This is a genomic window from Rodentibacter mrazii, assembly GCF_001998825.1.
Classification (GTDB): domain Bacteria; phylum Pseudomonadota; class Gammaproteobacteria; order Enterobacterales; family Pasteurellaceae; genus Rodentibacter; species Rodentibacter mrazii.
In genome coordinates this window covers 28,566-50,908 of sequence record NZ_MLHG01000044.1, presented here as the reverse complement: position 1 = coordinate 50,908, position 22,343 = coordinate 28,566, and the positions used below count along the sequence as shown (strand labels likewise).

The window sequence follows — 22,343 nt, the reverse complement described above, 5'->3', positions numbered from 1 at the left end:
TGAAAATCGCTTGTGAACATCCATTTGGAGCAATTTGTAGTGCTCATTAAAAGTCGACGTTGTCTTTAATAATGCTTTGGGCATCGGCACTAATTGACCAAAGTCAAGATAATATTGACCTCTTTCATCAAGTGAAAAGAGCTTTTTACAAAATAGCGCCCGTTGCTCATCAAAACATTCAATAATCAGTACATTTTGACACCAATTTGGCATAGTGTAATCTCCTATTAAGTTAAAAATAGAAGGGATACACTATGCCCACAGGGATAATGTATCCCTGTTAGGGTAAATAAAATCTTAAGCGGCAAGGCTCTCTTCTTGATTGAATTTATCAATCAGATATTGCGTTGCTTCCCGTGCCTGTGATGAGGCACGAAAAATCGCTTTCTTATCGGATTTCAATGCTTGAACCCAATGATCGATATACGCCGCATTTTGCGAAATATTGTTGCAAACATTCATATGTGCACAGGTAAATGCACTAGTCAGTTCGGCAATCAATTCCTCAAAGGCATAACGTTCAGAACCAAATTTATCAAATCTGGCGACACCATCACGATCTAACCGGTCTTTATGCCCGGTTGCATGACCACATTCATGTAAAAGTGTGGCGTAATAATCGTCAGCCGTATTGAATTTTTCAAAATCCGGCATCACGATACAATCCCGCTTAGGGATATAACAAGCCCGATCTTGTACTTTGTTATATAACTGCATCCCCATTTTAGCGGGTAACACGTCTAAATCCGGACGTGGGCTCATCGCTGATGAAGTTTCCGGTGCAGGAAAATCTTCATAGTATTCTTCTAATCCATCACACTGCTCAATATTGAACACATGATGGCCGCGAATGAACACTGAAGATTTCATTTTCGGTTCACCGTTTTCATCAAAAATCACATTACCGTCATCATCTTTTTCTTCAGACATATTTTGTTTATAGAAAATGATGACTGTACTTTTCTCACCTGAGCGAACTTGTCCGCCTAAGTGATTTGCCCCTTGAAATGTGACCCATTTACGTTGTTTGAACCCTTTTTGAAGGGAGCTCATCCAAAGTAAAAGCACGTTGATACCGGAATATTGACGCCCACTTTCGCCGTTACACGGAATCGACATTTGTGGCCAACCATTATCCCAAGGTCTTTGCCAAGGCATTGTTCCCTGTTCTAGGGCTTCCACAATTTGATCAGTGATTTGTTGGTATAAATCTTTAGGTTGAGTTTGTTTTTTCATGGCTGTTCTCCAAAATAAAGGGAACAGCCTCCCGATGGGAACTGTTCCCATCAGGGTAAAATTTGCCCAAACTTAAAAAGTGCGGTCAAAATTCATTATGAATAAAGATTTCTCTCCTAGAAACACATTCCCAAAGAGACAATGAAAAAAGCCTCTATCCCTGAATATAGCGGGATTAAAGGCTTTGGTAAAAAGTGCAGAAATTAAATCAATAATGCTTTAACTTCAACTAATGTGTTTACGCAAACCATCTTTACGCTTTTACACTTAACAAGTCCTTTCGGTTGCCATATAACGAAACAGTAAAGAAATGATAAAGCTGCCCATGCTCACTAGGAATATTCACTATAATGCGGGTAGAATTTTCATCCTTCCCCCGCTTTTCCCAGGCCTCAAGAGCTTGAGTCTGAATATCTTCGATAAACGCTTCAGGTGAGTGATGTTGGGCTAAAAAAGCGTAACAACTATTGTGTAATGTCACTTTCATCAATTATCTCCTATAATAAGGGGATACTTTCACCACTAAGGGTAAAATTCCCTTTAGGGTTGAAAATGAATGGATTATGCAAAATCAATGCATAAGATAATAAAGAGTTACCACCGTACCGACGATCCCCACAACAAGAAATAAGAGGCTAAATAACGTAGTTCGTTTTAACCACGTTTTTTGCACATCATTAATCATTGCTTCGTATTCTGCTGCTTGGCTATCTAACACCATCTGCAATTCAATGAGTCGGCGAGCCTCTTCATCTTCAATACTTTGATTGATGCCTGATGTGACCTGTTTGTATTTATCCGTTGCTTTGTTTTTAGCTGCAACGAAAAAACGTCCTAGGTATTTACCAATACGAAATGAAAATGTTGGTTTGTCGATAAGGGTACTTGATGGAACATCATATTGTTCCAAATGGGTAGATGAGGACATAATCATTCTCCTAATTGTGAAATAAAAAAATTCCTCAGAAAAATGATATGCCCCAAGGGAATCATTTTCCCTCGGAAGGTCTTTTAGGTGGCATTCCTACATATGTAGAGTATCCTTTCAGAATGCTGGATAACATTTTGGCTGTGATTCTACTTACTCAAAGGCAAGGCGTTGCTTTTCAAGAATCATGCAACTTATAAGGGCTGATTAACAGCGTCTTATTACCTCAAATCATACCTAATCACATCGTTTCCTCACCATGAAAAATTGTTTTTTGGAAATGGATAATTTATCTCAAAATCAAAAATAATTTACCCTATATTCCCGCTCATCATTTCGCTAATGTGGCAACTATCTAGATTGAATAGTAAGGGATAGTCATGCTTACAAAAAAATCGCTGTTTCTTCTCACGTTACCACTATTTGTTTTTGCTCAAGAGAACCCGACAATCATCGTGTACTCCACGCAATATTACCCTGTTTCTCACACAGACTTGGCAAGTCAGGTCTATTACCTCGATCAAGTTGAACAATGGGAAGACAAGGTTAGCCGACAGTTAAGTACGAACCCGTCCACTGCCACACGACAAGCCGAGCAATTTTTTCAATCAGCGGAATGGAAACAATCAGAAATCCAACTAAAACAGTCTTATCAAGGGCTCATAAGTGGCTGGCAAAATGGAATCCGTAAAGTTCCGGCAATTTTATTTCGGTCTCCGGGACAAGAAGATAGCGTCATTTATGGAGAAATGAATGTCTCTAAAGCAAAACAACAATGGCAACGATGGATGAAAAACGGAGGTAACGATGAACCAAAATAATTTTTTTGCTAATCCGGCTATATTCAAAGGGCAAGAAAACCGTTGTAATTGTCCCGACTGCGATGAGCCACTTTATTTTGCTTTAAAGGATAAGCACCATTCATTTAGCTTACCACTTTCAACACTTCTAGAATGTTTGAAATTTGCAGAAAATGAAGGGGCTATTCCTCCGATTGACATAACCTGGTGGTGTGAGATTTCAAACCGTTTCAAACGTTCCAATCCACTAAAAGATAACACTACGTAAATTTAAATCCGTAATCCGATGCAACACTTTGGGCAATTTCTAGTAGTGTTGCATTTTTTTGTTTATGATATTCGCTTATATTCTCTAGTATGTAATTTAGTAAGTTTTCGATATGGTTATTATCAAAATCAAGTTTCTTCTCATAAATGTCTTCACCATCATTAAAGCTGCCCTGAGTAATTTTAAAAACAATACTTTCGGAAAGGTGGTGCTCATTGAGATGGGTTTTATGCTCAAGAAAATAAAAACCGGCGTTGGAATATTGATTTGATCTAATTTGAGAATGCTCATCAATATACAGATTATCTGTCCGATTGATGTATCTTGTAAGCTCATCAGAAAAAACTTTTCTTCCAACAATACTCGTGTTCAACGAAAAGTACGCTAAAATTAACGGCATATTCCGTAATGTCGCACCATGATATAAATAGGCTTTGGCATTAAAAAAATCCCTTAACATTTGTTCAGCTAAAGTCGGGCTGATGAAGAACCCTATTTGGGATTGCAATAAGTAGATAATTTTATCAAAATAAAGCACCATTCTACGGATAATTTCAATGGCGACCTCATCCAAACTTCCCTTTCTGCTTTCTTTCGTATAATGCTTTCTTTTTGCTCGATATGGGCAATATTCATAATTAGTGTTGTTATAGCAACCAATTCCCGGAACCGGTTTCCCACAATGTTTGGCAAATGGTTTTTCGGTATGATTAAGTGATTTATATAATCCTATAACTTGTACAGGATTATTGCATTCCGGGCAGACAGCAAACTGTGACGTTTCATTGTGTTTTGTATCCTGATAAAAAGGTGAACTTTTTCTTGTTTTCCTTTCAAATAAATCCTTCTCGACCGGATAACTTTGTTTTTCAGTCACAGAAAACTTAATTCTATCCATATTAGAATAACCTCTTAACTGTCCCAATGTATTAATAATTCTCTTGAATTCTAACACAGTTTCTTCTTCATTTTGATAATCAGGTTTTGTAGTGTGTCCCTTGACTCTAAATATAAAAATGGAGAGAAAAACAATGAAAAAATACCGCACTTTATTTGCCAAATGGCTTTCTGTTGCGGCTATTGCCTCATCCTCGGTTCAGGCATCAATAAATACAGCTTCAATTATGGCATCAAGTGCATCAACCAGCTGCCTTGACTATAAAGTGGTAGGCACCTGTTTTTGGTTATTCTGCACCCAATTTGGGTGTAAAGTAAGAACCTCTACGAAAGTAAAACATTATCTTCCCGAAGTCGTGGTATCCAGCTATAACCATGAAGGACAAAATTCTTGGTCTGAAATGAATATTGTGAGCCAAGGTGTAAAAGGTGGCGATTATCAATCACCTCATAAAAATTACTCGCAAGCAACCTTTAAAAACGTCGATGTGATTGGTCATCCTCAAGGCGCAATTAGTCAACTGCTAAACAGTATCGGCTACTATTGCAAAAGCCAAACAACCCCATTTGTTCCTTATTATTTAAGTAGTCTTGATTTCCTTGCTTGGCGATTTGGCGTACCGGAAATGGTTTACCCTGAAGCATTGATCCCAGGCATGAGAGAAATTCGGGTCAATGGTGATACATGGGGAAATATTTACCCACGTGCAGGTACGGTAACCCAAGTTCATGACTACAAAGCTTCTGCCGTCACCGCACATCGTGTTGCTGATGTCGTGACAAATACGATCCAACCCCATATCTACATTCCCATTGCAAGAAAAGACAATCCAAGTAATGGAGAGTGGTTCCCATCGCCTGTAAAAGAAGGTAATGCTCAAACTCATAAATGGCAACAGCTTCATCCTCAAACATCTCAGTCCTGTGCCATATTCCCGGATAATCCGCCAAGTATGCTTTCAGAAAATGGAAGCTATGCCTGGGCATTATGGCGCCCTTATAAATGCTGTAAACGACGGGGACAAACATTTTTATATAGTGTTGATTGGTCTAACTAATAAAGGAATTGAATATGAAACTCCATCATGCTGTGAAGGCATCCTATATTGCAATATCATGCGCAATTCTATCTGCAACGATACCGGCATCTGCATCAAATGATGCATTCAGTTTCAATAAAGCCGATTCTATTTTGTCAGATAAAGTATTCTATCAAATTGGCGGCGGTGTCGGTTATATGGCTCCACCTAGCCGTGGCTCAATTCCGGCAGCCGAATTTGGTATTGGTTGGAAAGCCAATTTAATGTGCGGTAATTTTGATATTAAAACGAGTATCAAAAACCAGTTAAACGGTTTAACGGAAGGATTTAAAGATCTTTACAGTAACGTTATTGAATCTGCAACAGGCGCTGTTGCGAGCCTTCCTGCCATGGTTATTCAACGAGCTAACCCACAGCTCTACGATATTCTTACCAATGGTCTTTATCAAGGTAGAATTGACTTTAATAATCTAAAAACAAGTTGTGAAGAAATGTCGAAAAAACTGGCTGACTTGACGCTAAATGGGCGTTGGTCAGAAAGTGCGGATATGGAATCCTATAAAAAGATAACTTCTGATGAGCCGGATGCGACCCGAGCCAAGAAAAAATTGGAAGAATCACAAGGTCGAGAGGGGAAAGAATGGGTAGGCGGACAAAAACGAGGCGGTCAAGGACAAGAGCCCATCAAAATTGTTGAAGATGTCGCTAAAGCCGGCTACAACATGCAAAACAAACGTAATGTACTAGATACCGGAAGAGTATCGACAAGTAATTGTAGCGGTTTACTTTGTCAAACTTGGGATAACCCGAAAGACATGACCGATTGGCTCACAAACGTTATTGGTGAAAAACAGATTACAACCTGTAAAACCGATTGTGGTACACCAAGTAGTTCCCGTGCCGGCGTTGGGCTTACTCAAGAAATCGAGCAAGAAAACATTAAAGCAGTTACACAACTGCAAAAAGCACTCAATATGAATACGCCATCGGTTGAAGTCCTTGCTGAATTGAGTTCAACCACCGTTCCGGTGACACGAGGCTTAATTGAGTCGTTACGAGAAGATCCGGATGCACAAGTATTAGGACAACGCTTAGCCAGCGAAATTGCTGTCGCCAAAACAATGGAGAAAATGCTTCTTGCACGTCGTTCGGTATTAACCGGTATGCGTGAACCTAATGTGGCTAATAACCAAGATGCACAAGTAGAATTAGAAAAAGTATTAACATTAATTGACCGTGAAATTGGCCAAATTAGAATGGAAATTGATTTGCAAAAATCACTTACCGGGAATTCTGCTGTGGCCATTCTACAAAACAAAGAATTACGTGAATACAATGCCGGCACCTCAAATGTCGCACGTGACAGCGTCGATAAACGGATTAGCGATTTAGCCAATGGTATTAACCGCAATACAGCCGAATTAGCTGAAGCTGATAATATCCATATTCCACGAAATAATGTCATCCTTGACATTCCTCAACCATCAAACTCATACTCTTACACAGGAACCGGAGGTACCGCTAATTCTACCGGAATAGGAAATTCAACTTATCCCTCAATCTCGGCTATTGAAGGAAACGCATTTGAGCAAGCCACCGGATTGTTAAGAAAATTTGAAGGTTTTATCAGCAAAGCAGATTGGGATGTGAATGCTCATCGTGCCGGCTATGGATCAGATACAATTACAAAAGCAGATGGCACTATCGTAAAAGTGACACCGGGAATGAGTGTATCTCGAGAAGATGCAGAGCGGGATTTAGCCCGCCGTACCCAAGAATTTGCCAATCGGGTAAAACGTGATATATCACCGGAAGCCTGGGATAAATTACCACCAAAAGCGCAAGCAGTATTGACGTCATACGCCTATAATTATGGTTCCTTAACGAGAACTAAAAGTGTCATTACGGCTGCTCAAGAATCAGCGAGAACCGGTGATATGACGGCATTGGCTAACGCTATACGTAATCGTCAGGTTGATAATAATGGTGTCAATGCCAGACGTCGAAATCAGGAAGCTGATTATATTCTTGGCAAGTAAAAGCGAGTATAATTTGACGGAATCATTCAATCAAAAAAGGAGAATGTATGAATAAAAAAGCATTAAAGCTCTCGGTATTAGTTGGCACGCTTTTTAGCGCTATATCCGCACAAGCTGCCGTCAATCCTATCTTTTCGTGTACAGCCAAAAACGGTAAGCCGGTTAAGGTTGAAAAAGTGGGGGCAGATTATGTTTTATCCTATCAAGATTTAAAGGTTAGCAATGTCTTTGAAGAGATGAAAAAGCGTGACAATACTCATGTATCCAATCGTTCCGGTTACATCTTGTTTTCGCTTGAATTTACCGATAAACAAGATAGCTATTATGTTCAATATCGTGAATCAATGGGTGATGCCAAACCACTTTATGCCGGCGTATTCAAGGTAACAGGTGATGCCAATCCGAAAGAATATGTAGTATGTAACACGAAAAAACCGGTTATACGAAATTTTGAGCTTCAAATCGACGAATAAACCTGACATAGGTTATTAAAAACGAAAATAAGCGGCTTATCCCCGCTTATTTTTTTCAAAGATATGGATAAAATTATCTAAAATTTTATGTTCTTCTTCATTGCCATGGATAATATTCAGATCGTCATCGAGGCATGATATGATCTCATCAATACCGAGTTCATTAACCATTTCTTCATTTAAACCAATAAGCCATTGTTTGAATTTCCTTTTCATTTTTTCCTCCTATCCTTCTAAGAACAATCGTTAAAATAAAGAAATAATTTAAAGCTGTCAGGTGTAAGGAATAAAATTTGCGATATGGCTCGCAAAATTTCTACTTTTTATAGAAAAAACCGGGTTTTAATGGAAAAAAAATTAGAGTATACTGGGGAAAAGTTAGTATATTTATCGAACAGGAGAAAATCATGAATGCACAAAAATTTGGTCATTCTGTGGGGCGATTCTTTAAGAAAATTGACCGCACTTTGTCCTTTCTCCCGGAAAAACCACGTAAAGTTGCTGTAGCGGCAACTGCGCTGGCTGCAAGCCCTGTTTTAGCCGGGGTCATTATTTCTCAAGCAAAAACATCAAATCACACTGACTATGACATCGAAGATACTAATAAATCAGTAAAAGAAATATCGTTGTTACCCGAATTACTTAAAGATGGCGCATCACCTGAAGAAGATGGTTACAGAGATGGTGCTGAAGGCGTTGGGTTTTATGCCAATGGAACAAGAATAGATACAGAGGATGATATAGATACATTTAAATACATGGATGAGTTTTATGAGATAAAATGAGAAAGGGGATATCAATCCCCTTTTTGCTATTTTAGTTTACTTTCAATTATTCCTGCCCCTTTTCCACCAGCAGTGCTCGCCTGATTAGAACCTTGTCTTAATGCTTGAGACATTGTACCGCCCACGTTAATCCCTGCCCAAGTCATAGCCCCAAACCACAACCCGGGTAAAATAATAAATAAACTCCCCATCACAAAATTTGAGATAATGTCATCTTGTGCATTCTCTAAGAAGTGAATATTCAACATATCGTGTGAAGGTGAGCTATACATGATCTCAATCATAAACGAGTCTAGCCACCGGGCTAATTCCCACCAAAAAGAGGTGGTGACAAGCGCAAAATACACAAAACTTAACGTCACCACTGTTTTAATTGAAAAGCCACTTAAAATCGTGATAATCGGGATAAGAATGATTAATGCCATTATCATGAAGGCTTGTACCATAGGCAGTGCTTGACGCATCGCATCTAATCCGGGGAAGATTGCTAAACTGCCGACAGCCGTTCCCACTGTTGATGTTAAACGGGTAACGGCATTCCAAAATCCGGCATCAACACTCCCACCATACCCCTGATACATTTTCCCTTTTGAAATATCCATATTCTCAGCGCGCAGTAACGTTCTTAACAAGGCTTCATCTCGATTACTCACCGAATTAAAGAAATCACTGACTTGAGCTGAAAGGTTTTGACGCATATCGGTAAGTAAACGTGATTTTAACCCGGCATTACTTTCATCCCACCATTGATCACAACTTGGAAATCCACCTCTCCCGGAATCCGGTAATGCCGTATCTCGCGTGCTATCATAGGGGAACGTGCTAATAGGCTGTTGCGCGCGAAAACGTGGATACAGCTCACTGTTGGAAATAAGCAGTTTTCCGCCTAGCCAGGACGTTTCGCGAACTTGTGCCGGTGTTAATGATACTTGGCTAGTTTGTAATTTTTGACGTGCGGGAACGTAGCATTGTTGTACAAACTGTTCAACTTCAGTTAATAATGCCGGATTAGTAATTTTTTGATGTTGCACCTCAAACCGCACTTGGCGTAAATCGCGTTGGCAAGGTAGAACGGCCGTCATACCATAAGTAAAACCTTTGTCGATTTTGTGCATAAACATCCACCAAATCGGCATTCTTGCCTGTCTGTTACTAAATGTTGTGGCAAATGGTGCATAACCGGATTTTTCCGGTGACGGAACTTTATAACCACATTGAATAGAGGCTCGCTCATTATATTCAATATTGTTTAATGAGATCGTAAACATCGGGGCAAGAGTTAAAACGACAATAAACATGGCCGGGATGAGTTCCAATGACAGCCAACGAATGAGAAGATCGCCTTTCTCACCTTCATCATCCCCTTGTTTGGCCACATCACGCCATACTTTAAAAATCATCCCAACTAAAGGAATAAGCCACACGCCGGTTCCAACAAATAAAGCAAAAACACCGTTATTAAGCAGCCATCCCAATAATGTCAGGAAGTATTCCATATAACTATCAACTGAAAATGTCATATTTCCTCCTTCAGGATAGGGTAATTTGTGTAATCGCTTCGGCAAAGATTAAAACCATGGCGATTAACCATTTGGCTTTTGCCGGCATCGAACCAGGATGACGACGGGAAAGGGATAACACCATGAATCCAATCACGCCATAAAGCATCAACCGAACCGTAAACCATATCCACTGTGTTTTAATAAACCAGGCGCGAATATCCACATCTTGTAAATATTCTGCAGCGAAGACTCCGATAACGATAAGTACCAGGAATAAAAGAATCAGGAAGAACATAAAACGGAGTACATTTTTAAGCCATCCTTTTGATGGCATCTTTTCTCCTTGTGACATCACGCCTCCCTATTCATTATTAACAATGTTATCCCCAAAAACTGGGGATAAGTCGGCAGAGAGACACCACGTTGCATTAAGTTGCCAAAGCAAATACTGAATTAACCAATAGGCATCAACGTGATCGCTTAATTCGATATTCAAACGTGCCGGCCAATTTTCTGATGGGAGTGAAGGCAATTGAAAACGTCCTGAGATATTAAACAATAAATGCACCTCCCCCAAACTCCCTTCAGCGTGAAGTTTCCAACTCGACTGAGTGAAAATACGCTGAGGGAATGCACTTAACGAACAATTGGTGCCAATTCTTGCTTTAATTTGAGCGATAAAGTGCGATAAATGCGCTTTCACTTCATCTGAGGTGAAAGACAAAGATTGAATCCGTGGCCCGATCTCAAAAATACGATGAAAAACCAGATTAGGCTGCGATTGAGTTAAATTCGTCATTGACTACAATCCCCCGTTTTCTATCTAAATCTTTTGCAACCATTAATGCGGCATCCAATTCACTGCAATGATGTTCAATCATCAATTGTTTCCGTTGCGCTTTCTCATGTTTTTCCGTCATACCGAGTGCCAAGTAAAGACTTGGCGGTACGACGCGGAACAAGGCTTCCATATTGGTTGCCAATACAACGCCTTCCGTGTATTTTTTATCGGCTTTTTTCGCAGAAAGTAACATGATTTTTTGCGCTTCAGATAAACGCCGGAACCGATTGACCTGCTCCACTTCATCATTAGAAAGGTTGAGTAACTCCCACCATTCAATCATGCTCAGTAATTTATCGGATTCATCCGGGAAGTCAGTCATATTTTGTGTGGACAGCCACAACCAAATACCCAATTTACGCCACATTTTGGAACCTTTAACCAAGAATTTAGCTAAGAGCGGATTGACCGTAATAATGTGCGATTCATCGGTAATATTCACAATAGGGCGGAAACTGTGTTGATATTTTTCGCCCAATGAGTTGATATGGTTGATGAGAGAAATATACGCAATCGCTAATTCTGCCTCATAACCCTCCCGGGCAAACATGGCCAAATCCACAAGCGTAATATCCGCTTCCGGCCAAATTTCCCCCTCACGGTTAAAGAAACGACCGTTTACCCCGGTACAGAACATATCCATCGCTTCAGCCATATCCGCAAGACGAGATACACGTTCCGGACGAATATCCTCCCGACGGCTTAACTCTTCAAGAGCAGCTTTCACATCGCCGGTCAGGACTTGACGAGGCGGCATTTCTTTTGAGGTTTTTTCCGCGGCAAGTAAAATCGCTTGTCGAATGGCAGAGCGGTCAGCCCGGCTCATTTTCTCATCTTCTTTCGCCTCACCGCCGGTTATCATCAATCGTGCGGTCAACTCCATTTCCGCAAGTAAATCACGCTGCTCTTCGCCCTCATCATCGTTATCATCGTCATCTTCGACTTCAAGCTCGACATCCATCTCTAACAGGCGATGTGCTTCAGAAAAAAGTGGCAAGGCAATATTACTACTTGGCTCAAGTGACACACGATTAACAGTCAGTCCATAACGCTCTGCATAATCTGCGAATAAACCAAAAGAGTTCCCTGCTTCAACGATAAATAACCGGGGACGATGAACCGCCGTTAATTGCGCCATCTGAGCCGTCAATGTCGCTGACTTTCCCGAACCGGTCGGTCCCAAAATAAGTTTATGTGCATTTTTAGTCCGATCTTTAGGATTGAGCGGATCAAAATCAAATGGGCTCCCACCACGATTGAAATAAGTAATGCCAGGATGACCTGTTCCGGTTTCACGACCAAAGACCGGCAACATATTCGCAATATGCTGTACCCAATAGTATTTGGTGTAGAAACGTGATTTCGCATCGAGTTGGGGATTGAAATTCATCGGCAACCAGCGCAAATAACTATTCAAGGGGGCGACTTCATTTCCCTCTTTAACCGGCACAAGATTATTACTGAGTAACACCGTTCTTAATTCTCTTGAGCGGATTCTTAACTCTTGTTCATCTTGACCGCGAACATAAAAAGCGAGACCGGCTTGATATAACTTATGCCCATCTTTAAAGTATTGGGTTGCTGCTTTCGCATCTTGTTTTAAATAAATGGATTCGTAGTTATTCCCTACTGCCCGACTACTCAACGTATCCAAATGGGTTTGCAATTTATCTTGCGGATGGATCACCACCGTCATCGCCATAATGGTCGATTCCGGCAGTAAATCAAAAAGTGCATTAATATTACGACCACGTGTGACCTCACCGGTCATGTGGCCAACATCAGGCTGTTTACGAATATTATCAACGATAATCACCTCATGGGGTTGTTCATTAAAATACCAGTAGCCATTTTTACTTTCCGGTGGGGTAAAAAAAAGATTCTCACTAAAATCCTGATCTTGTAACGATAAATCCGCCGAGCGGGGAGAAAGTGATAGCAAGTCGTAACAAGCCTTATCATCTAGCCCATTAAAATAGCGTGACGGATTCGGATTAAACCATTCCAATAACCAACGATGAATCTGTGCCTCATTTTGACGCTCTAATGTTAATCCGGCGGTAATAAAGGCACTTTGAATACGATCACAGGCGGTATTTAATTTCTCAATTGTATCGGTCTCGTTATTCCCCGCATAACGGTAAATCACCATACGGGTCTTACGCACTTTACCGGCCCAAGCGGTATTGGTCACCCGATCATCAATAAAAAGCCCTCCGGGTTTTCCCACCGCTTTTAAATGCCGTTCCATTTCACGGAGCCATTGCTCAGTAAATTCGCTACCATGAGCTTCCGGCGAATTTGTTTTAATATACTGTCTCAGATTTTCGATATAACCGCTTAAATCTTTGTCATCTTGACAATAAAACTGCACCACATAAGGGTTCGTATCCAATTCATCAAAACTGTCTTGTAATGCATCTTTCACTAAAGAGCGAACACGATTAAGATAATCGCTACTCCGCCCTTCCGTTCCAATGGGCTTGACGTCAAATACCACGCCGGCACTTTTGGCATCATCAAATAGCATGACGCTTTCTTCAGTTAAATATTCCGCATAAGGAAGGTGTGTGATAAAAGACGGATCACGCCCATAAAGCGTTTTAATATGCTGTGCTTTGGTCATTTTCCGATTACGTAGAATCGGTTGAGGAATCTCGAAGTCCTCTCTCGCCTCATCTTCATCCGGTGTAGATTGTCGGTTGTCCTTTTTGACTGTTTTTTTCGCTTTAGGCTGATGAGGCGGTCTCTTTTTATTAGGCAAGAAAGCCTCTAACACATCATTAAATAATGCCATTTTCCGTTCCTCTTCTAGTACATTCTTGTCCGTTCACCGGGTTGTGCATACTGAACACGCCCATAAAATGGAATAACAGAAGAATAGCCCGGTACCGGCATTTGTTCGGAAGAATCGGTTAAGTGCGGATACACATACATGACTAAATCCGGATTAGGTAGACGAGGAAAAAGATTTTTTACCTCGTTTTCTGCGGTACGTGTATAAGTTTGCTGTTCACGCGAAGAAACATAGTTTGGCGCATCAATAAGGCGACCATCCGATGTGCGATACGCACTAATATTACGGTTATCTCCGCCCCCCTTATTCCAAATATCTTTCATTGTGGCATCACCGGTCGGCAATAAATCACGTTGAGATGTTGAACAACCCGTTAAAACACCGCTTACCGCTAAAATCATGCCCATCATCATTAATACTTTCATTATTGCTCCTTAATCCAAGTTAGCTTGTTTTGACACCTGCCCGTATTTCACTTTTCGAGAGGCACGGTCATAATCAATTTCAATTTGTTGATCAATATGAACAGCCACTTCACGACCGGGCGGAACATAAACAGCATCAAAGGTTTGACCATAACGCTGACGGAACCAGTCGGCCGTTTCTTTTAATCCGCCGCCGAGTGCCTGTCCGAGAATATATTTCCCATTATCACCGGTTACGGCACCAATGACGGCACCGCCATCAACAATCGTGGTCGATTGAGAGGAGGAAAGCCCTTGTGCAGCGGCAGACGCACCGGTGAGTAAAAAATTCGTCGTGAGGTATTCCGGTGCGTTGGTTTTACGCTCACCGGGAATACAAGGCACACCATGTGGATCAGATAACCAACCGATATCACCGTTTTCTTTACTACTATTTGCTTTCGTTGAAACAATACGCCCATCGCTGAAAACAAAGGTTAAACTTTTTACATCCCCCCGCACACAAGATAACGTCCAATCACCGCTTGCCGTACCCGATACAATCGCCCCCTCAACATCCGGAAGTTCAATCCCATTTGCGATTAAATTGTCGCGACCAATGAGTAACTTAAACGGATAAGGCTCTGTGACGTTGTTATCAATCGGGACACGACCAACCAGTGCAGTCATCGCAATCGAATTTGTTAGGGTTGAATTGGCTGCAATCGTAAAAAATGGCGTGGCTGTACTTAATCGTGAGGCATTCCCGGTATTTGTATTTAATCCCGGATTGGCCGCATTTTTAATCTCATTGACATCGTTATTGAAGGTCTTTGGGAAACCGATACCGGCTCCGGTGGATCCTATCGGTAACGGATTACCTTTATCATCAACAGTTCGCATATCGCTTGGATTGACCCAACTCATTCCACTTTGTGTTTCGGCTATTGAATTTGATGAAGCACCATTAATCGGTAAAGGCGCATTATCCGCCGGTATTTGAATATTCCCGGTCATTTGCTGGCCGGCTTGCAATACTTGATTTTTTAATGAATTAATTTCGGCTATTAATGCACCTGTTTCAGCTTGTACCGCTTGCTGAATTTGATAGTCCGTGTTGCTTGTTTGATTTTTAAGACGTTCGTTTTCTTTTGCTAAACGATTATTTTGTGAAATCACTTCATCAAATCGTCTATTATTTTCTTTCACTTTACCGATGAGTGTACGCACCGTATCTTTTGAAGTATCCCCTTCAAGCCCCATCGCACGCAACTCTTCCGGTGAAAGATCATTAAGAGAAATATCAAGTACATTTTCTTTTGTCTCTGCCGAATTTGAACTTCCGCCGGAAAAAAGAAAAACCGCCATAACTATCACAACAAAGAACGTGATCCCCCCAATAACGTAGAACGCCTTATTTGCTTTCATCTGCATACTAAGCTCCTTATTTCATTGTGGTTGTTACTGTTGTCGTAACTTTTTTCAATTTTTTAGGTTTATACGCATTTGACTGAGGAATGATAGATTGATTAGGGTATCCCTCCGTCACTAAATACAAGGTTGTGGTATCCTCCGGGGAACCGTATCCCCCTAGCCAATGATGCTGAAATGTCGCGGCATAAAAGCGACCTTGTAACTCACGTGGATCTAAATCAATGCGTGACTGACCTTGGTTTTGTAGGCGAATTGCCGTCACCACATAATTATCAAGTTGCCAACTGAGTAAAGGGGTGGCGCGAACAGGCAATGCCGGCAGTAAGGTTTTAATCGGCGTAGGAAGACGGTGAGCCACTTGACGCGCGCCCTCTAACGGCTCAACAGTTCGTAATGGTGCATAAAACATTTGGGCAGCATAACGAGTTAAGGCTGCGGGTGCCGGTAATGCAGGACGGGCATTTGGCATCGGTTCATCGCTAGGTTGTGCATCTTGGTTATAGGTGCCCCCTTGATTTTCAACCTTATTTTCATAGACCAGACGGACTGGCTCATCTGCATTCGCAACGGAGGCTTTCGCTTGCACATCTAACAAAATAATTTCATTTGTGGTGACATCCACTAAATGTAAACGTGTTTTAGGAAAATCTGCGGTTGCTTTAAGGTAAACCGCACCACCGGTTGATTGAATACGGAGTTTATTGTCTAACTCCGGCGAGTAACCTACTCTCACATTTTTATCCACAAATAGAATGCGCTCTTTTTCGATTTGTAAGTCAATCGGCAGTGGTTTACGCGCCCACTTCATGAGAATATCGGCTGAGGCAATCGGTGAGAATACAAACATTGCACTGAATAATAAGGTAAGTTTTTTCATTATTGGTTACCCTCTTTAAATTCTTTTGCTTCTAAACGTAATGGAATTGAGCTGTAACAGTTAAATCCCAATCCCCAAGGGTTGTTCTGCAAATCACTTTCCATGCGCACAACGCTAATAGGAAAGCGAGTTAAAACCCGTTTTACCGGCTCATCTTTAAAGTATTCATCCACACTCAAATCAAGATTCACCGTCCAACTGTCCGGACTATGAACAATGACACTACTGTCTTTAAATCCACGCCCCACAATCTCATAAACCCCACGTGCACGATCACGTAATTCCCCGTTGGATAAACGGTCGTAATAATCTTCTTTTAAAAACTCTTGGCAGCTTGGTGTCAGGAATGCCTTATTTTTTTCAATATTTGCTTTATATTCTTCTTCCCCATTCTCCATCCAACGATTTAACTGCTGGAATGTTTGATAGGCGAAGGCATAAACATTCGGTTTTGGAATTTCCCACCAAGGGCGCAAGCTACCGGCTTGGCCATTAGGTGGGCTATATATCATCAATCGGTTTGGGGCGGTAAAAATGATGGCACACTGTACCAAGCAAATTACCGCCAATGCCCCAATCGCAATTCGTCCGGTCATAATTTCGCGATTTTTTTGATGAACGATCCCTTTTAATCGACTCATAATACCCATAATGAATCCTCTTTTATTTACATTTAATTTGTTTATTTACCCGACGAATAGACCAAGTTCCTTGACGGAAAATAAATTGATTACCACCGAATAATCTCTCAAGTTTCACCTCAATTAATCGATTCAAATATGCCTCCGGTTTTCCTCTTTTTAGACGAGCAAATAACGATTTACCAATAACAATAAATAAAAGACACAAAAACATTGCTAACGAAGGAATGAGGGGCCAAAAATCACCGATACCAAACATAAGGCTAAAAAAAAGTCCCAATCCGGCACCGACAATAAATCCAAAGATTGCAGCCATTGTAAATTCGCTCATTGACATACCACCGAATACTGTTGACTCCCGATTGAGTCTTGTAGGTAAAAACGGTATTGTTTGATCTTCATTATCAACCATCATAGGACCTCAACATTAAAATAAACTAATAACCCATTTCACTAACCAAACATCGAAGAAAATCATGACAAAACCGATCATTAAAGCCAGTAAAAATGGTCCCCATCCTTTTTTATCATTTTCATCCGTTGCTTGGTTATACGTTCTAATCAATGCTCTTGCTACACTAAGCCCACCCCATACGATAAATACAATTGCGACGAGTGCGATACCAGATTTGAGAACAATGAAGAGAATTTGCATAGGATCGTTTGTGTTACTATCGACCCCCGGAATTTTAAAATCCGGAATTTTAGATGTATCAATACCATGGACACCTCCAGCTGCAACGGCATTGTTAACCGATAACAAAAGCAAGGTCATTAATACAGAAAAGTGACTCGAAACAGTCTGAAAATAGGGTTTAATCAAATGCATGATATATCCTTACAGGTTTAGTAAATAAAAAATGTTATGACGCAGATTAATAACCCTGCGCCCCATAGAATTAATTTCAAGTATCCCCAAAAATCACCATTCGTCTCAATCACCTTATAACCATGATTTACTGACCATATATAGGCAAGAACCAATAATGAGGCTAAAAAAATGCCAAGTAGAATTTTCAATGACGCCGGATTAATACCGCTTACCGCTGCAAAACTGGCCAAAGGAGAAACAGAAGGAAAATTCGCGTTACTCATACACTATTGACTCCGAAGATTAAGGTAATCTTCTTTCAAACTGCGAACGGCTTTAGGGTTGCGTGGAATGGCACGAGAGGGATTAATGTATTGTTTAATGCCTTCTTGCACCGTCGAAATATCTTGTCTTGCCGCGACATAATCAAAATATTCCCGACTTTTTGCCGACACCTTAGCACTCGCTGCCGCACGCTGTAATGAGAGTTTGGCCGCATCCAACTGTTTAATCGCTTGAGCTAATTGTTCTTGTTCCGTGGCATAAACGCTTGCGGCACAAAATAAAAGCCCCAATGAGAGCGGTAAACTGAAAATATTTTTAGTCATGGAAAACTCCTCACTTGAAACAAATTCCACGTCAAAGAGTGCCAAAGAAGAAGGGGAAATTTAATGAGAAACTCTTTTTGAATTCAAAACAGTTTTTACCCATAAAAAGAGGCATTTATTCTTGAAAAAAATAAATGCCCGGGTAGATTTAGAGTGGAAAAGATTAGAGGTATTTTTTAAAGCTCGCTGCTGTCACACAAATGGATAAGCCAAATAAAAATGCGGCCGGTACTAAAATAATATTCGGATAAATTGACACAGGAATTGAAAGGTATAACACCCACGCAGAGAGCATGATAGGTCCGATTAACCGGCGGGCGTGGTGATAGAGAAAACTGGATTCCCGTCCTGCACCAAATTTACGACGATCCCGCAACATCAAGCCTTCCGTAAACCCGGCAAATGCCGCCAATAAGAATAAAGGTGAGGTAAAGACAATGACAATGAGACGAATCACGAAAGTAATAAAAACGTAGATCATGGATTCAATATAGGCACGTCCATAATGATAAGCCCACAACTCCGCACCACTGTGCTCACGAGGATTGGCTAACCAATCTTTCACACCGGTTTTCACAAAAAGCCATTCATGAAGTGATAAAATAATTTGCTCAGCGAGTTCGCGAGGTGAATGATAGAAGAGCCCCCTAGTTAAACCATCAGAGAGCCAGTCTAACTCCTTAAGCATCATCTCCTGGCTATGCAAATGCCCTTGTTCTGACCACAAAAAGGTGATACCTAACCATTCAAAGATAATACTGAGTATGAGCGAGCCGAACAAAGCAGCTAAGACAACATTAATGTAATTAAGAATACGGTTAATGAGTCCTTTTTTCTTTTTTCCTGGTTCTTTTTCTGCCATTACTGCAATGTTCCTAATGGTAATAATTGACAGTGAAAGAAAAGATACCCTTTCACGTCCCCTTCTAAAAAGACTTGGATCGCGCTAAAACCACTTTCTGTTTTTTTCACCTCATTTGCCGTCCAAAGTGAAATACCTTTATCTGCGTGTTTTTTAGCAAACTCATGGATGGAATAACGATTACGATTCCACTCTTCAAGATAGGGTAAAAAATAATGAAGTAATTCATCTGCATTTTTCAGTGCACAAGAACAACTTGTTGTGACATCAAAATTCACCGCCATATCCGGCATATCTAACCAATTCATATCAGGTTGATTAATCTGTTCCATCGTCATTGTCTCCATCATCTACATCCTCCGTTTCGTCATGTGGACTTATATCATCCTCTTCCTCAATCTCCTCTGCAACCGGCATATCGACATCACCAAATTGTAACTCTTCTCCGGCATGTCCCGGTGCCCGGTTTAGCGACATAGATTGAAAAGCCACAGCAATATCACGGCTTGGGGTATAGTCAGAAAAGGCAGATTGCCACCAGTTAGGTGAAATATGGTAGTTTTTTCGCATATACGCCGTCAATTCCTGAAGAGATTCCGGCATCACATCATCTTTATCTACGGCAGGTAGCGGCATTCTGAGTTTATAAAGCGTACTCCCTTCTAACAGCGCAAATGCCTGACCTTTGGGTAAATTGGTAATGTGTGCAGGTGAAAGCATTGGCACCATTTTCTCAGAAATCCGCTCACCGGTATTTGAGGTAAAGGCTTTATCATCGTCCGGATTACTGTTATCCGTGGTACTTGAGGTCACCATACTCTGATAAATCGTCACATCATTGAGCTGGCGAGTTAAAAACTCCGCCGTAGCAGGTTCTTTCACACGGAACATTAATAAAGTATTAAAGTTACCGGTCGTTTGACCGGTCTTTGCCTTACTCCCGATTCGCGCCTCAATATCCGAAAGGGTTTGAGTATAGGCGGTCACTTGCATACCGGCACCCCGACCTTTATTGATAAGTGGAATAAATTCATCCCCCATCAACTCGTTAAATTCATCACAGTGTAAATTGATTTTAGGCGGTTTACCCTTGGTTTTGAAGGCATCCGGTAACCCCTCATCAACACCGAACTTATAGATATGTCCGGCCATCGAAACCAGATCAGCAAACATTGAATTCCCCACTGCTGCGGCAACTGTGGCATCCGATAACGCATCTAAACCGACATACACGATACCGCGTTTACGAATAATTGATTCCCAATCAAAAATTGGGCGTTCATCATGAATATCCGTATAATCCGGGGAAAGCAATTCCGCTGTTTTTCCCGTTGTCAGTTTTTCAAGGAGCGGTAAAAGTGAGGCGACGATTTTATCAAAATAGGTTTTATCATAACGTACTGCACTAGAAAGCCCTTCAAGGATTGGATCAAATATTTTGTTTTCTAAAATATATTGGTTGATTACTGCAATAAGCGGTCTGTCTTTCATTGAAAAAGGCAGGTTACGCACATCAAGATTGGCGGCAATTGTCGCCAAACTTGGCCAGATTTTTTTATCTTTTGCGTCAAAATGTACTTTGGCATAATCGAGGAAAAGTGAGTCAATATTTTGTACAAAACGGGAAATTTGCACATAATCCGGACGTTTTCCCATTTCAACCAAGGCACGAGAGACGATATTGACAAAACGCCAAGCGAACTCTTTAAATGCGGCACTATTGCCCGCCCCACTTAATTGACCGGAAATACGACCGGCGACCTCAGAGATACGGCCAAAACGCCCAACCGGGTTATAACGTGCAGAAATTTCAGGATGACCTAAGTGGAAAACATAAAACTCATTCTCACGTCCTGCACGTTTTGCTTCAGCATACATCCGTTTTAACATATCCGGATCGCCTTTCGGGTCAAAAAATACCACAACTTCACGCTCTTCCGGTGTTGCACCTCGATGAATATCCTGCGTAACCAACACTTCCGCAAAACGGGTTTTACCTACCCCGGTCGTGCCAAAAACAAGGGTATGGCCGCCCCGATCTCCTAAAGGGAGCATAATATCCCGTTCATTCGGCTCTACCCCGTGCATCACAGGAATCCCCCCGACAGGCGGCAGCGGGCGTACCGGGTTAAACGGTGAATCTTTTGAGGTTAATTTAGACAGCCAGTTATCATGAATTTTCTCATAGTCACGGGCTGCTTTAAACCACTTCCCGCTTTTCCAATAGATTTGTCCGTTTGCGGAAAAGCAGTCATAGAGTCGTTGGGTATGTTTCGGTTCCCATTCAAACCCACGTCCTAAGAATAATCCTTTTTTACTTACCGGAATTTGACGACTGGTCAACGCATAATGCGGTAACCGACGTAGATTTCGGTGATAACGGAGGATTTCCATTCCCTGACGAAAACGTATTACCCCAAGTCCGGCAAATCCTGCCCCGATGCCATAACCAATCAACGGATTGAGAGCCAATGACCAAGGTGCGGCACAACAGACTAATGCACAGGTACTATGAACGGCAGCCGGAAAAAACTCAACCGGCGGACGAAGTAGCCCTTCAAGAACGTGTTTCTGGCTCATTGTGATAGCCCCTTTGCCGTTAATAATGCCGGGTAATGCGCAAGGTTTAGCCTTGAGGCCAAATCATCCCCCGGTGTCGGCATTAAGGTGAGTTCAGGCACTAATTGTCTTAAGTCCGCCAATTCTTCTTTTGTTTTAACACTCACCACCAATCCCATCGCCCCTATTTTACGAAGGTAGTGATAATTATCCCGTAACCAATTTTGAGATAAATTATCAGTGCCTACGAGAAAAATCGGCAGCATACCCGGTAAATTCATTTGAACAGGTTGCACTTTTCCCGGCGTCATACGATGTGAAACAATCGGTAAAATATCGCTTTCAGACAAGGTGGCCGGCACGCTATTTGGATAGGCTTGAACCATTGTTTCATCCGGTTGTAACGCCTCATAAAAACGTACCGCACTTTCACCACCCAAATCCGCAATAACGTTTAACTCAGCATGACTTGATGACATGACCCCACCTATTCCGGCAAGAACAAGAAAAAGAGATTTATATTGCATCATTATTATTCCGT

28 protein-coding genes are annotated in these 22,343 nt (G+C 41.3%); 6 read left to right on the top strand and 22 right to left on the bottom strand.

Annotation, left to right across the window (positions count from 1 at the left end; translation table 11 throughout):
• From BKK47_RS07525 to BKK47_RS07510, 4 genes are all read right to left on the bottom strand, one after another.
• Nucleotides 1-213, bottom strand: a 213-nt coding sequence (locus tag BKK47_RS07525) for a hypothetical protein (RefSeq protein ID WP_143529598.1), incomplete at its 3' end; no start/stop codon positions are given.
• 84 nt (nt 214-297) lie between these two features.
• Nucleotides 298-1,236, bottom strand: a complete 939-nt coding sequence (locus BKK47_RS07520; RefSeq protein WP_077494246.1) for an ArdC family protein — start codon at nt 1,234-1,236, stop codon at nt 298-300.
• A 253-nt stretch (nt 1,237-1,489) separates the two neighbouring features.
• Nucleotides 1,490-1,723: a hypothetical protein gene (locus BKK47_RS07515; protein ID WP_077494245.1), complete on the bottom strand. Its 234-nt coding sequence runs from the start codon at nt 1,721-1,723 to the stop codon at nt 1,490-1,492.
• Nucleotides 1,724-1,807: 84 nt separating this feature from the next.
• Complete coding sequence (locus BKK47_RS07510) at nt 1,808-2,164, bottom strand: hypothetical protein (protein ID WP_077494244.1); 357 nt, start codon at nt 2,162-2,164, stop codon at nt 1,808-1,810.
• Nucleotides 2,165-2,544: 380 nt separating this feature from the next.
• On the opposite strand from BKK47_RS07510, the gene BKK47_RS07505 reads away from it, so the two are divergent.
• Nucleotides 2,545-2,985, top strand: coding sequence for a TIGR03757 family integrating conjugative element protein (locus BKK47_RS07505; RefSeq protein ID WP_077494243.1), 441 nt, complete (start codon nt 2,545-2,547; stop codon nt 2,983-2,985).
• A complete protein-coding gene (locus BKK47_RS07500; protein ID WP_077494242.1) occupies nt 2,972-3,232 on the top strand; it encodes a hypothetical protein in 261 nt (86 codons plus the stop codon). The genes BKK47_RS07505 and BKK47_RS07500 overlap by 14 nt, the downstream gene beginning before the upstream one ends.
• Here the strand turns inward: BKK47_RS07500 and BKK47_RS07495 are convergent.
• Nucleotides 3,225-4,130 (bottom strand): hypothetical protein, encoded by a 906-nt coding sequence (locus BKK47_RS07495; RefSeq protein ID WP_158074756.1) that lies wholly within the window; start codon nt 4,128-4,130, stop codon nt 3,225-3,227. The genes BKK47_RS07500 and BKK47_RS07495 overlap by 8 nt on opposite strands.
• A gap of 133 nt (nt 4,131-4,263) precedes the next feature.
• Here BKK47_RS07495 and BKK47_RS07490 point away from each other — a divergent pair, with 133 nt between their 5' ends.
• The 3 genes from BKK47_RS07490 to BKK47_RS07480 are packed head-to-tail and all read left to right on the top strand — an operon-like array spanning nt 4,264 to nt 7,681.
• A complete protein-coding gene (locus tag BKK47_RS07490) occupies nt 4,264-5,187 on the top strand; it encodes a TIGR03756 family integrating conjugative element protein (RefSeq protein ID WP_077494240.1) in 924 nt (307 codons plus the stop codon).
• A 14-nt stretch (nt 5,188-5,201) separates the two neighbouring features.
• Nucleotides 5,202-7,208, top strand: coding sequence for an integrating conjugative element protein (locus BKK47_RS07485; RefSeq protein WP_077494239.1), 2,007 nt, complete (start codon nt 5,202-5,204; stop codon nt 7,206-7,208).
• 47 nt (nt 7,209-7,255) lie between these two features.
• Entirely contained in the window at nt 7,256-7,681 is a 426-nt protein-coding gene (locus BKK47_RS07480; protein ID WP_077494238.1) for a hypothetical protein, read from the top strand.
• Between the two features lie 36 nt (nt 7,682-7,717).
• On the opposite strand, the gene BKK47_RS07475 is transcribed toward BKK47_RS07480, so the two are convergent.
• A complete protein-coding gene (locus BKK47_RS07475; RefSeq protein WP_077494237.1) occupies nt 7,718-7,897 on the bottom strand; it encodes a hypothetical protein in 180 nt (59 codons plus the stop codon).
• Between the two features lie 191 nt (nt 7,898-8,088).
• Here BKK47_RS07475 and BKK47_RS07470 point away from each other — a divergent pair, with 191 nt between their 5' ends.
• Nucleotides 8,089-8,466: a hypothetical protein gene (locus BKK47_RS07470; protein WP_077494236.1), complete on the top strand. Its 378-nt coding sequence runs from the start codon at nt 8,089-8,091 to the stop codon at nt 8,464-8,466.
• Between the two features lie 26 nt (nt 8,467-8,492).
• Here BKK47_RS07470 and BKK47_RS07465 read toward each other — a convergent pair whose 3' ends face one another.
• The 16 genes from BKK47_RS07465 to BKK47_RS07390 form a co-directional block, all read right to left on the bottom strand.
• A complete protein-coding gene (locus tag BKK47_RS07465) occupies nt 8,493-9,986 on the bottom strand; it encodes a conjugal transfer protein TraG N-terminal domain-containing protein (RefSeq protein WP_077494235.1) in 1,494 nt (497 codons plus the stop codon).
• Nucleotides 9,987-9,996: 10 nt separating this feature from the next.
• The gene (locus BKK47_RS07460) at nt 9,997-10,302 is read right to left on the bottom strand and encodes a hypothetical protein (protein WP_244149123.1); all 306 of its coding nucleotides are present in this window, start codon (nt 10,300-10,302) and stop codon (nt 9,997-9,999) included.
• Nucleotides 10,303-10,329: 27 nt separating this feature from the next.
• The gene (locus BKK47_RS07455; protein WP_077494233.1) at nt 10,330-10,767 is read right to left on the bottom strand and encodes a hypothetical protein; all 438 of its coding nucleotides are present in this window, start codon (nt 10,765-10,767) and stop codon (nt 10,330-10,332) included.
• Entirely contained in the window at nt 10,739-13,606 is a 2,868-nt protein-coding gene (locus BKK47_RS07450; RefSeq protein ID WP_077494232.1) for a conjugative transfer ATPase, read from the bottom strand. Before BKK47_RS07450 ends, BKK47_RS07455 begins: the two co-directional genes overlap by 29 nt.
• Nucleotides 13,607-13,620: 14 nt before the next feature.
• On the bottom strand, nt 13,621-14,031 hold the full coding sequence (locus BKK47_RS07445) for a TIGR03751 family conjugal transfer lipoprotein (protein WP_077494231.1): 411 nt from the start codon (nt 14,029-14,031) through the stop codon (nt 13,621-13,623).
• A 9-nt stretch (nt 14,032-14,040) separates the two neighbouring features.
• Nucleotides 14,041-15,444, bottom strand: a complete 1,404-nt coding sequence (locus BKK47_RS07440; protein WP_077494230.1) for a TIGR03752 family integrating conjugative element protein — start codon at nt 15,442-15,444, stop codon at nt 14,041-14,043.
• Between the two features lie 10 nt (nt 15,445-15,454).
• Nucleotides 15,455-16,321, bottom strand: a complete 867-nt coding sequence (locus BKK47_RS07435) for a TIGR03749 family integrating conjugative element protein (RefSeq protein WP_077494229.1) — start codon at nt 16,319-16,321, stop codon at nt 15,455-15,457.
• Nucleotides 16,321-16,962 carry a PFL_4703 family integrating conjugative element protein gene (locus tag BKK47_RS07430; RefSeq protein WP_077494253.1) on the bottom strand — a complete coding sequence of 214 codons (642 nt, stop codon included), beginning with the start codon at nt 16,960-16,962 and terminating at the stop codon, nt 16,321-16,323. The genes BKK47_RS07435 and BKK47_RS07430 overlap by 1 nt, the downstream gene beginning before the upstream one ends.
• Before the next feature lie 22 nt (nt 16,963-16,984).
• Complete coding sequence (locus BKK47_RS07425; RefSeq protein ID WP_077494228.1) at nt 16,985-17,374, bottom strand: TIGR03750 family conjugal transfer protein; 390 nt, start codon at nt 17,372-17,374, stop codon at nt 16,985-16,987.
• Nucleotides 17,375-17,389: 15 nt separating this feature from the next.
• On the bottom strand, nt 17,390-17,791 hold the full coding sequence (locus BKK47_RS07420) for a DUF2976 domain-containing protein (RefSeq protein WP_077494227.1): 402 nt from the start codon (nt 17,789-17,791) through the stop codon (nt 17,390-17,392).
• Between the two features lie 17 nt (nt 17,792-17,808).
• Nucleotides 17,809-18,057, bottom strand: a complete 249-nt coding sequence (locus BKK47_RS07415; RefSeq protein WP_077494226.1) for a DUF3262 family protein — start codon at nt 18,055-18,057, stop codon at nt 17,809-17,811.
• 3 nt (nt 18,058-18,060) lie between these two features.
• The gene (locus BKK47_RS07410) at nt 18,061-18,381 is read right to left on the bottom strand and encodes an integrative conjugative element protein, RAQPRD family (protein ID WP_077494225.1); all 321 of its coding nucleotides are present in this window, start codon (nt 18,379-18,381) and stop codon (nt 18,061-18,063) included.
• 163 nt (nt 18,382-18,544) lie between these two features.
• Nucleotides 18,545-19,243: a TIGR03747 family integrating conjugative element membrane protein gene (locus BKK47_RS07405; RefSeq protein ID WP_077494224.1), complete on the bottom strand. Its 699-nt coding sequence runs from the start codon at nt 19,241-19,243 to the stop codon at nt 18,545-18,547.
• Nucleotides 19,243-19,593, bottom strand: coding sequence for a hypothetical protein (locus tag BKK47_RS07400; protein ID WP_244149122.1), 351 nt, complete (start codon nt 19,591-19,593; stop codon nt 19,243-19,245). The genes BKK47_RS07405 and BKK47_RS07400 overlap by 1 nt, the downstream gene beginning before the upstream one ends.
• On the bottom strand, nt 19,562-21,823 hold the full coding sequence (gene traD, locus BKK47_RS07395) for a type IV conjugative transfer system coupling protein TraD (protein ID WP_077494223.1): 2,262 nt from the start codon (nt 21,821-21,823) through the stop codon (nt 19,562-19,564). The genes BKK47_RS07400 and traD overlap by 32 nt, the downstream gene beginning before the upstream one ends.
• Nucleotides 21,820-22,329, bottom strand: a complete 510-nt coding sequence (locus BKK47_RS07390) for an integrating conjugative element protein (protein ID WP_077494251.1) — start codon at nt 22,327-22,329, stop codon at nt 21,820-21,822. The genes traD and BKK47_RS07390 overlap by 4 nt, the downstream gene beginning before the upstream one ends.
• Between the last annotated feature and the right edge of the window lie 14 nt (nt 22,330-22,343).

Coding starts and splice junctions, on each gene's coding strand:
- BKK47_RS07520 (WP_077494246.1), bottom strand. CDS start 1,236: ATGAAAAAACAAACTCAACCTAAAGATTTATACCAACAAATCACTGAT.
- BKK47_RS07515 (WP_077494245.1), bottom strand. CDS start 1,723: ATGAAAGTGACATTACACAATAGTTGTTACGCTTTTTTAGCCCAACAT.
- BKK47_RS07510 (WP_077494244.1), bottom strand. CDS start 2,164: ATGTCCTCATCTACCCATTTGGAACAATATGATGTTCCATCAAGTACC.
- BKK47_RS07505 (WP_077494243.1), top strand. CDS start 2,545: ATGCTTACAAAAAAATCGCTGTTTCTTCTCACGTTACCACTATTTGTT.
- BKK47_RS07500 (WP_077494242.1), top strand. CDS start 2,972: ATGAACCAAAATAATTTTTTTGCTAATCCGGCTATATTCAAAGGGCAA.
- BKK47_RS07495 (WP_158074756.1), bottom strand. CDS start 4,130: ATGGATAGAATTAAGTTTTCTGTGACTGAAAAACAAAGTTATCCGGTC.
- BKK47_RS07490 (WP_077494240.1), top strand. CDS start 4,264: ATGAAAAAATACCGCACTTTATTTGCCAAATGGCTTTCTGTTGCGGCT.
- BKK47_RS07485 (WP_077494239.1), top strand. CDS start 5,202: ATGAAACTCCATCATGCTGTGAAGGCATCCTATATTGCAATATCATGC.
- BKK47_RS07480 (WP_077494238.1), top strand. CDS start 7,256: ATGAATAAAAAAGCATTAAAGCTCTCGGTATTAGTTGGCACGCTTTTT.
- BKK47_RS07475 (WP_077494237.1), bottom strand. CDS start 7,897: ATGAAAAGGAAATTCAAACAATGGCTTATTGGTTTAAATGAAGAAATG.
- BKK47_RS07470 (WP_077494236.1), top strand. CDS start 8,089: ATGAATGCACAAAAATTTGGTCATTCTGTGGGGCGATTCTTTAAGAAA.
- BKK47_RS07465 (WP_077494235.1), bottom strand. CDS start 9,986: ATGACATTTTCAGTTGATAGTTATATGGAATACTTCCTGACATTATTG.
- BKK47_RS07460 (WP_244149123.1), bottom strand. CDS start 10,302: ATGCCATCAAAAGGATGGCTTAAAAATGTACTCCGTTTTATGTTCTTC.
- BKK47_RS07455 (WP_077494233.1), bottom strand. CDS start 10,767: ATGACGAATTTAACTCAATCGCAGCCTAATCTGGTTTTTCATCGTATT.
- BKK47_RS07450 (WP_077494232.1), bottom strand. CDS start 13,606: ATGGCATTATTTAATGATGTGTTAGAGGCTTTCTTGCCTAATAAAAAG.
- BKK47_RS07445 (WP_077494231.1), bottom strand. CDS start 14,031: ATGAAAGTATTAATGATGATGGGCATGATTTTAGCGGTAAGCGGTGTT.
- BKK47_RS07440 (WP_077494230.1), bottom strand. CDS start 15,444: ATGCAGATGAAAGCAAATAAGGCGTTCTACGTTATTGGGGGGATCACG.
- BKK47_RS07435 (WP_077494229.1), bottom strand. CDS start 16,321: ATGAAAAAACTTACCTTATTATTCAGTGCAATGTTTGTATTCTCACCG.
- BKK47_RS07430 (WP_077494253.1), bottom strand. CDS start 16,962: ATGAGTCGATTAAAAGGGATCGTTCATCAAAAAAATCGCGAAATTATG.
- BKK47_RS07425 (WP_077494228.1), bottom strand. CDS start 17,374: ATGGTTGATAATGAAGATCAAACAATACCGTTTTTACCTACAAGACTC.
- BKK47_RS07420 (WP_077494227.1), bottom strand. CDS start 17,791: ATGCATTTGATTAAACCCTATTTTCAGACTGTTTCGAGTCACTTTTCT.
- BKK47_RS07415 (WP_077494226.1), bottom strand. CDS start 18,057: ATGAGTAACGCGAATTTTCCTTCTGTTTCTCCTTTGGCCAGTTTTGCA.
- BKK47_RS07410 (WP_077494225.1), bottom strand. CDS start 18,381: ATGACTAAAAATATTTTCAGTTTACCGCTCTCATTGGGGCTTTTATTT.
- BKK47_RS07405 (WP_077494224.1), bottom strand. CDS start 19,243: ATGGCAGAAAAAGAACCAGGAAAAAAGAAAAAAGGACTCATTAACCGT.
- BKK47_RS07400 (WP_244149122.1), bottom strand. CDS start 19,593: ATGATGGAGACAATGACGATGGAACAGATTAATCAACCTGATATGAAT.
- traD (WP_077494223.1), bottom strand. CDS start 21,823: ATGAGCCAGAAACACGTTCTTGAAGGGCTACTTCGTCCGCCGGTTGAG.
- BKK47_RS07390 (WP_077494251.1), bottom strand. CDS start 22,329: ATGCAATATAAATCTCTTTTTCTTGTTCTTGCCGGAATAGGTGGGGTC.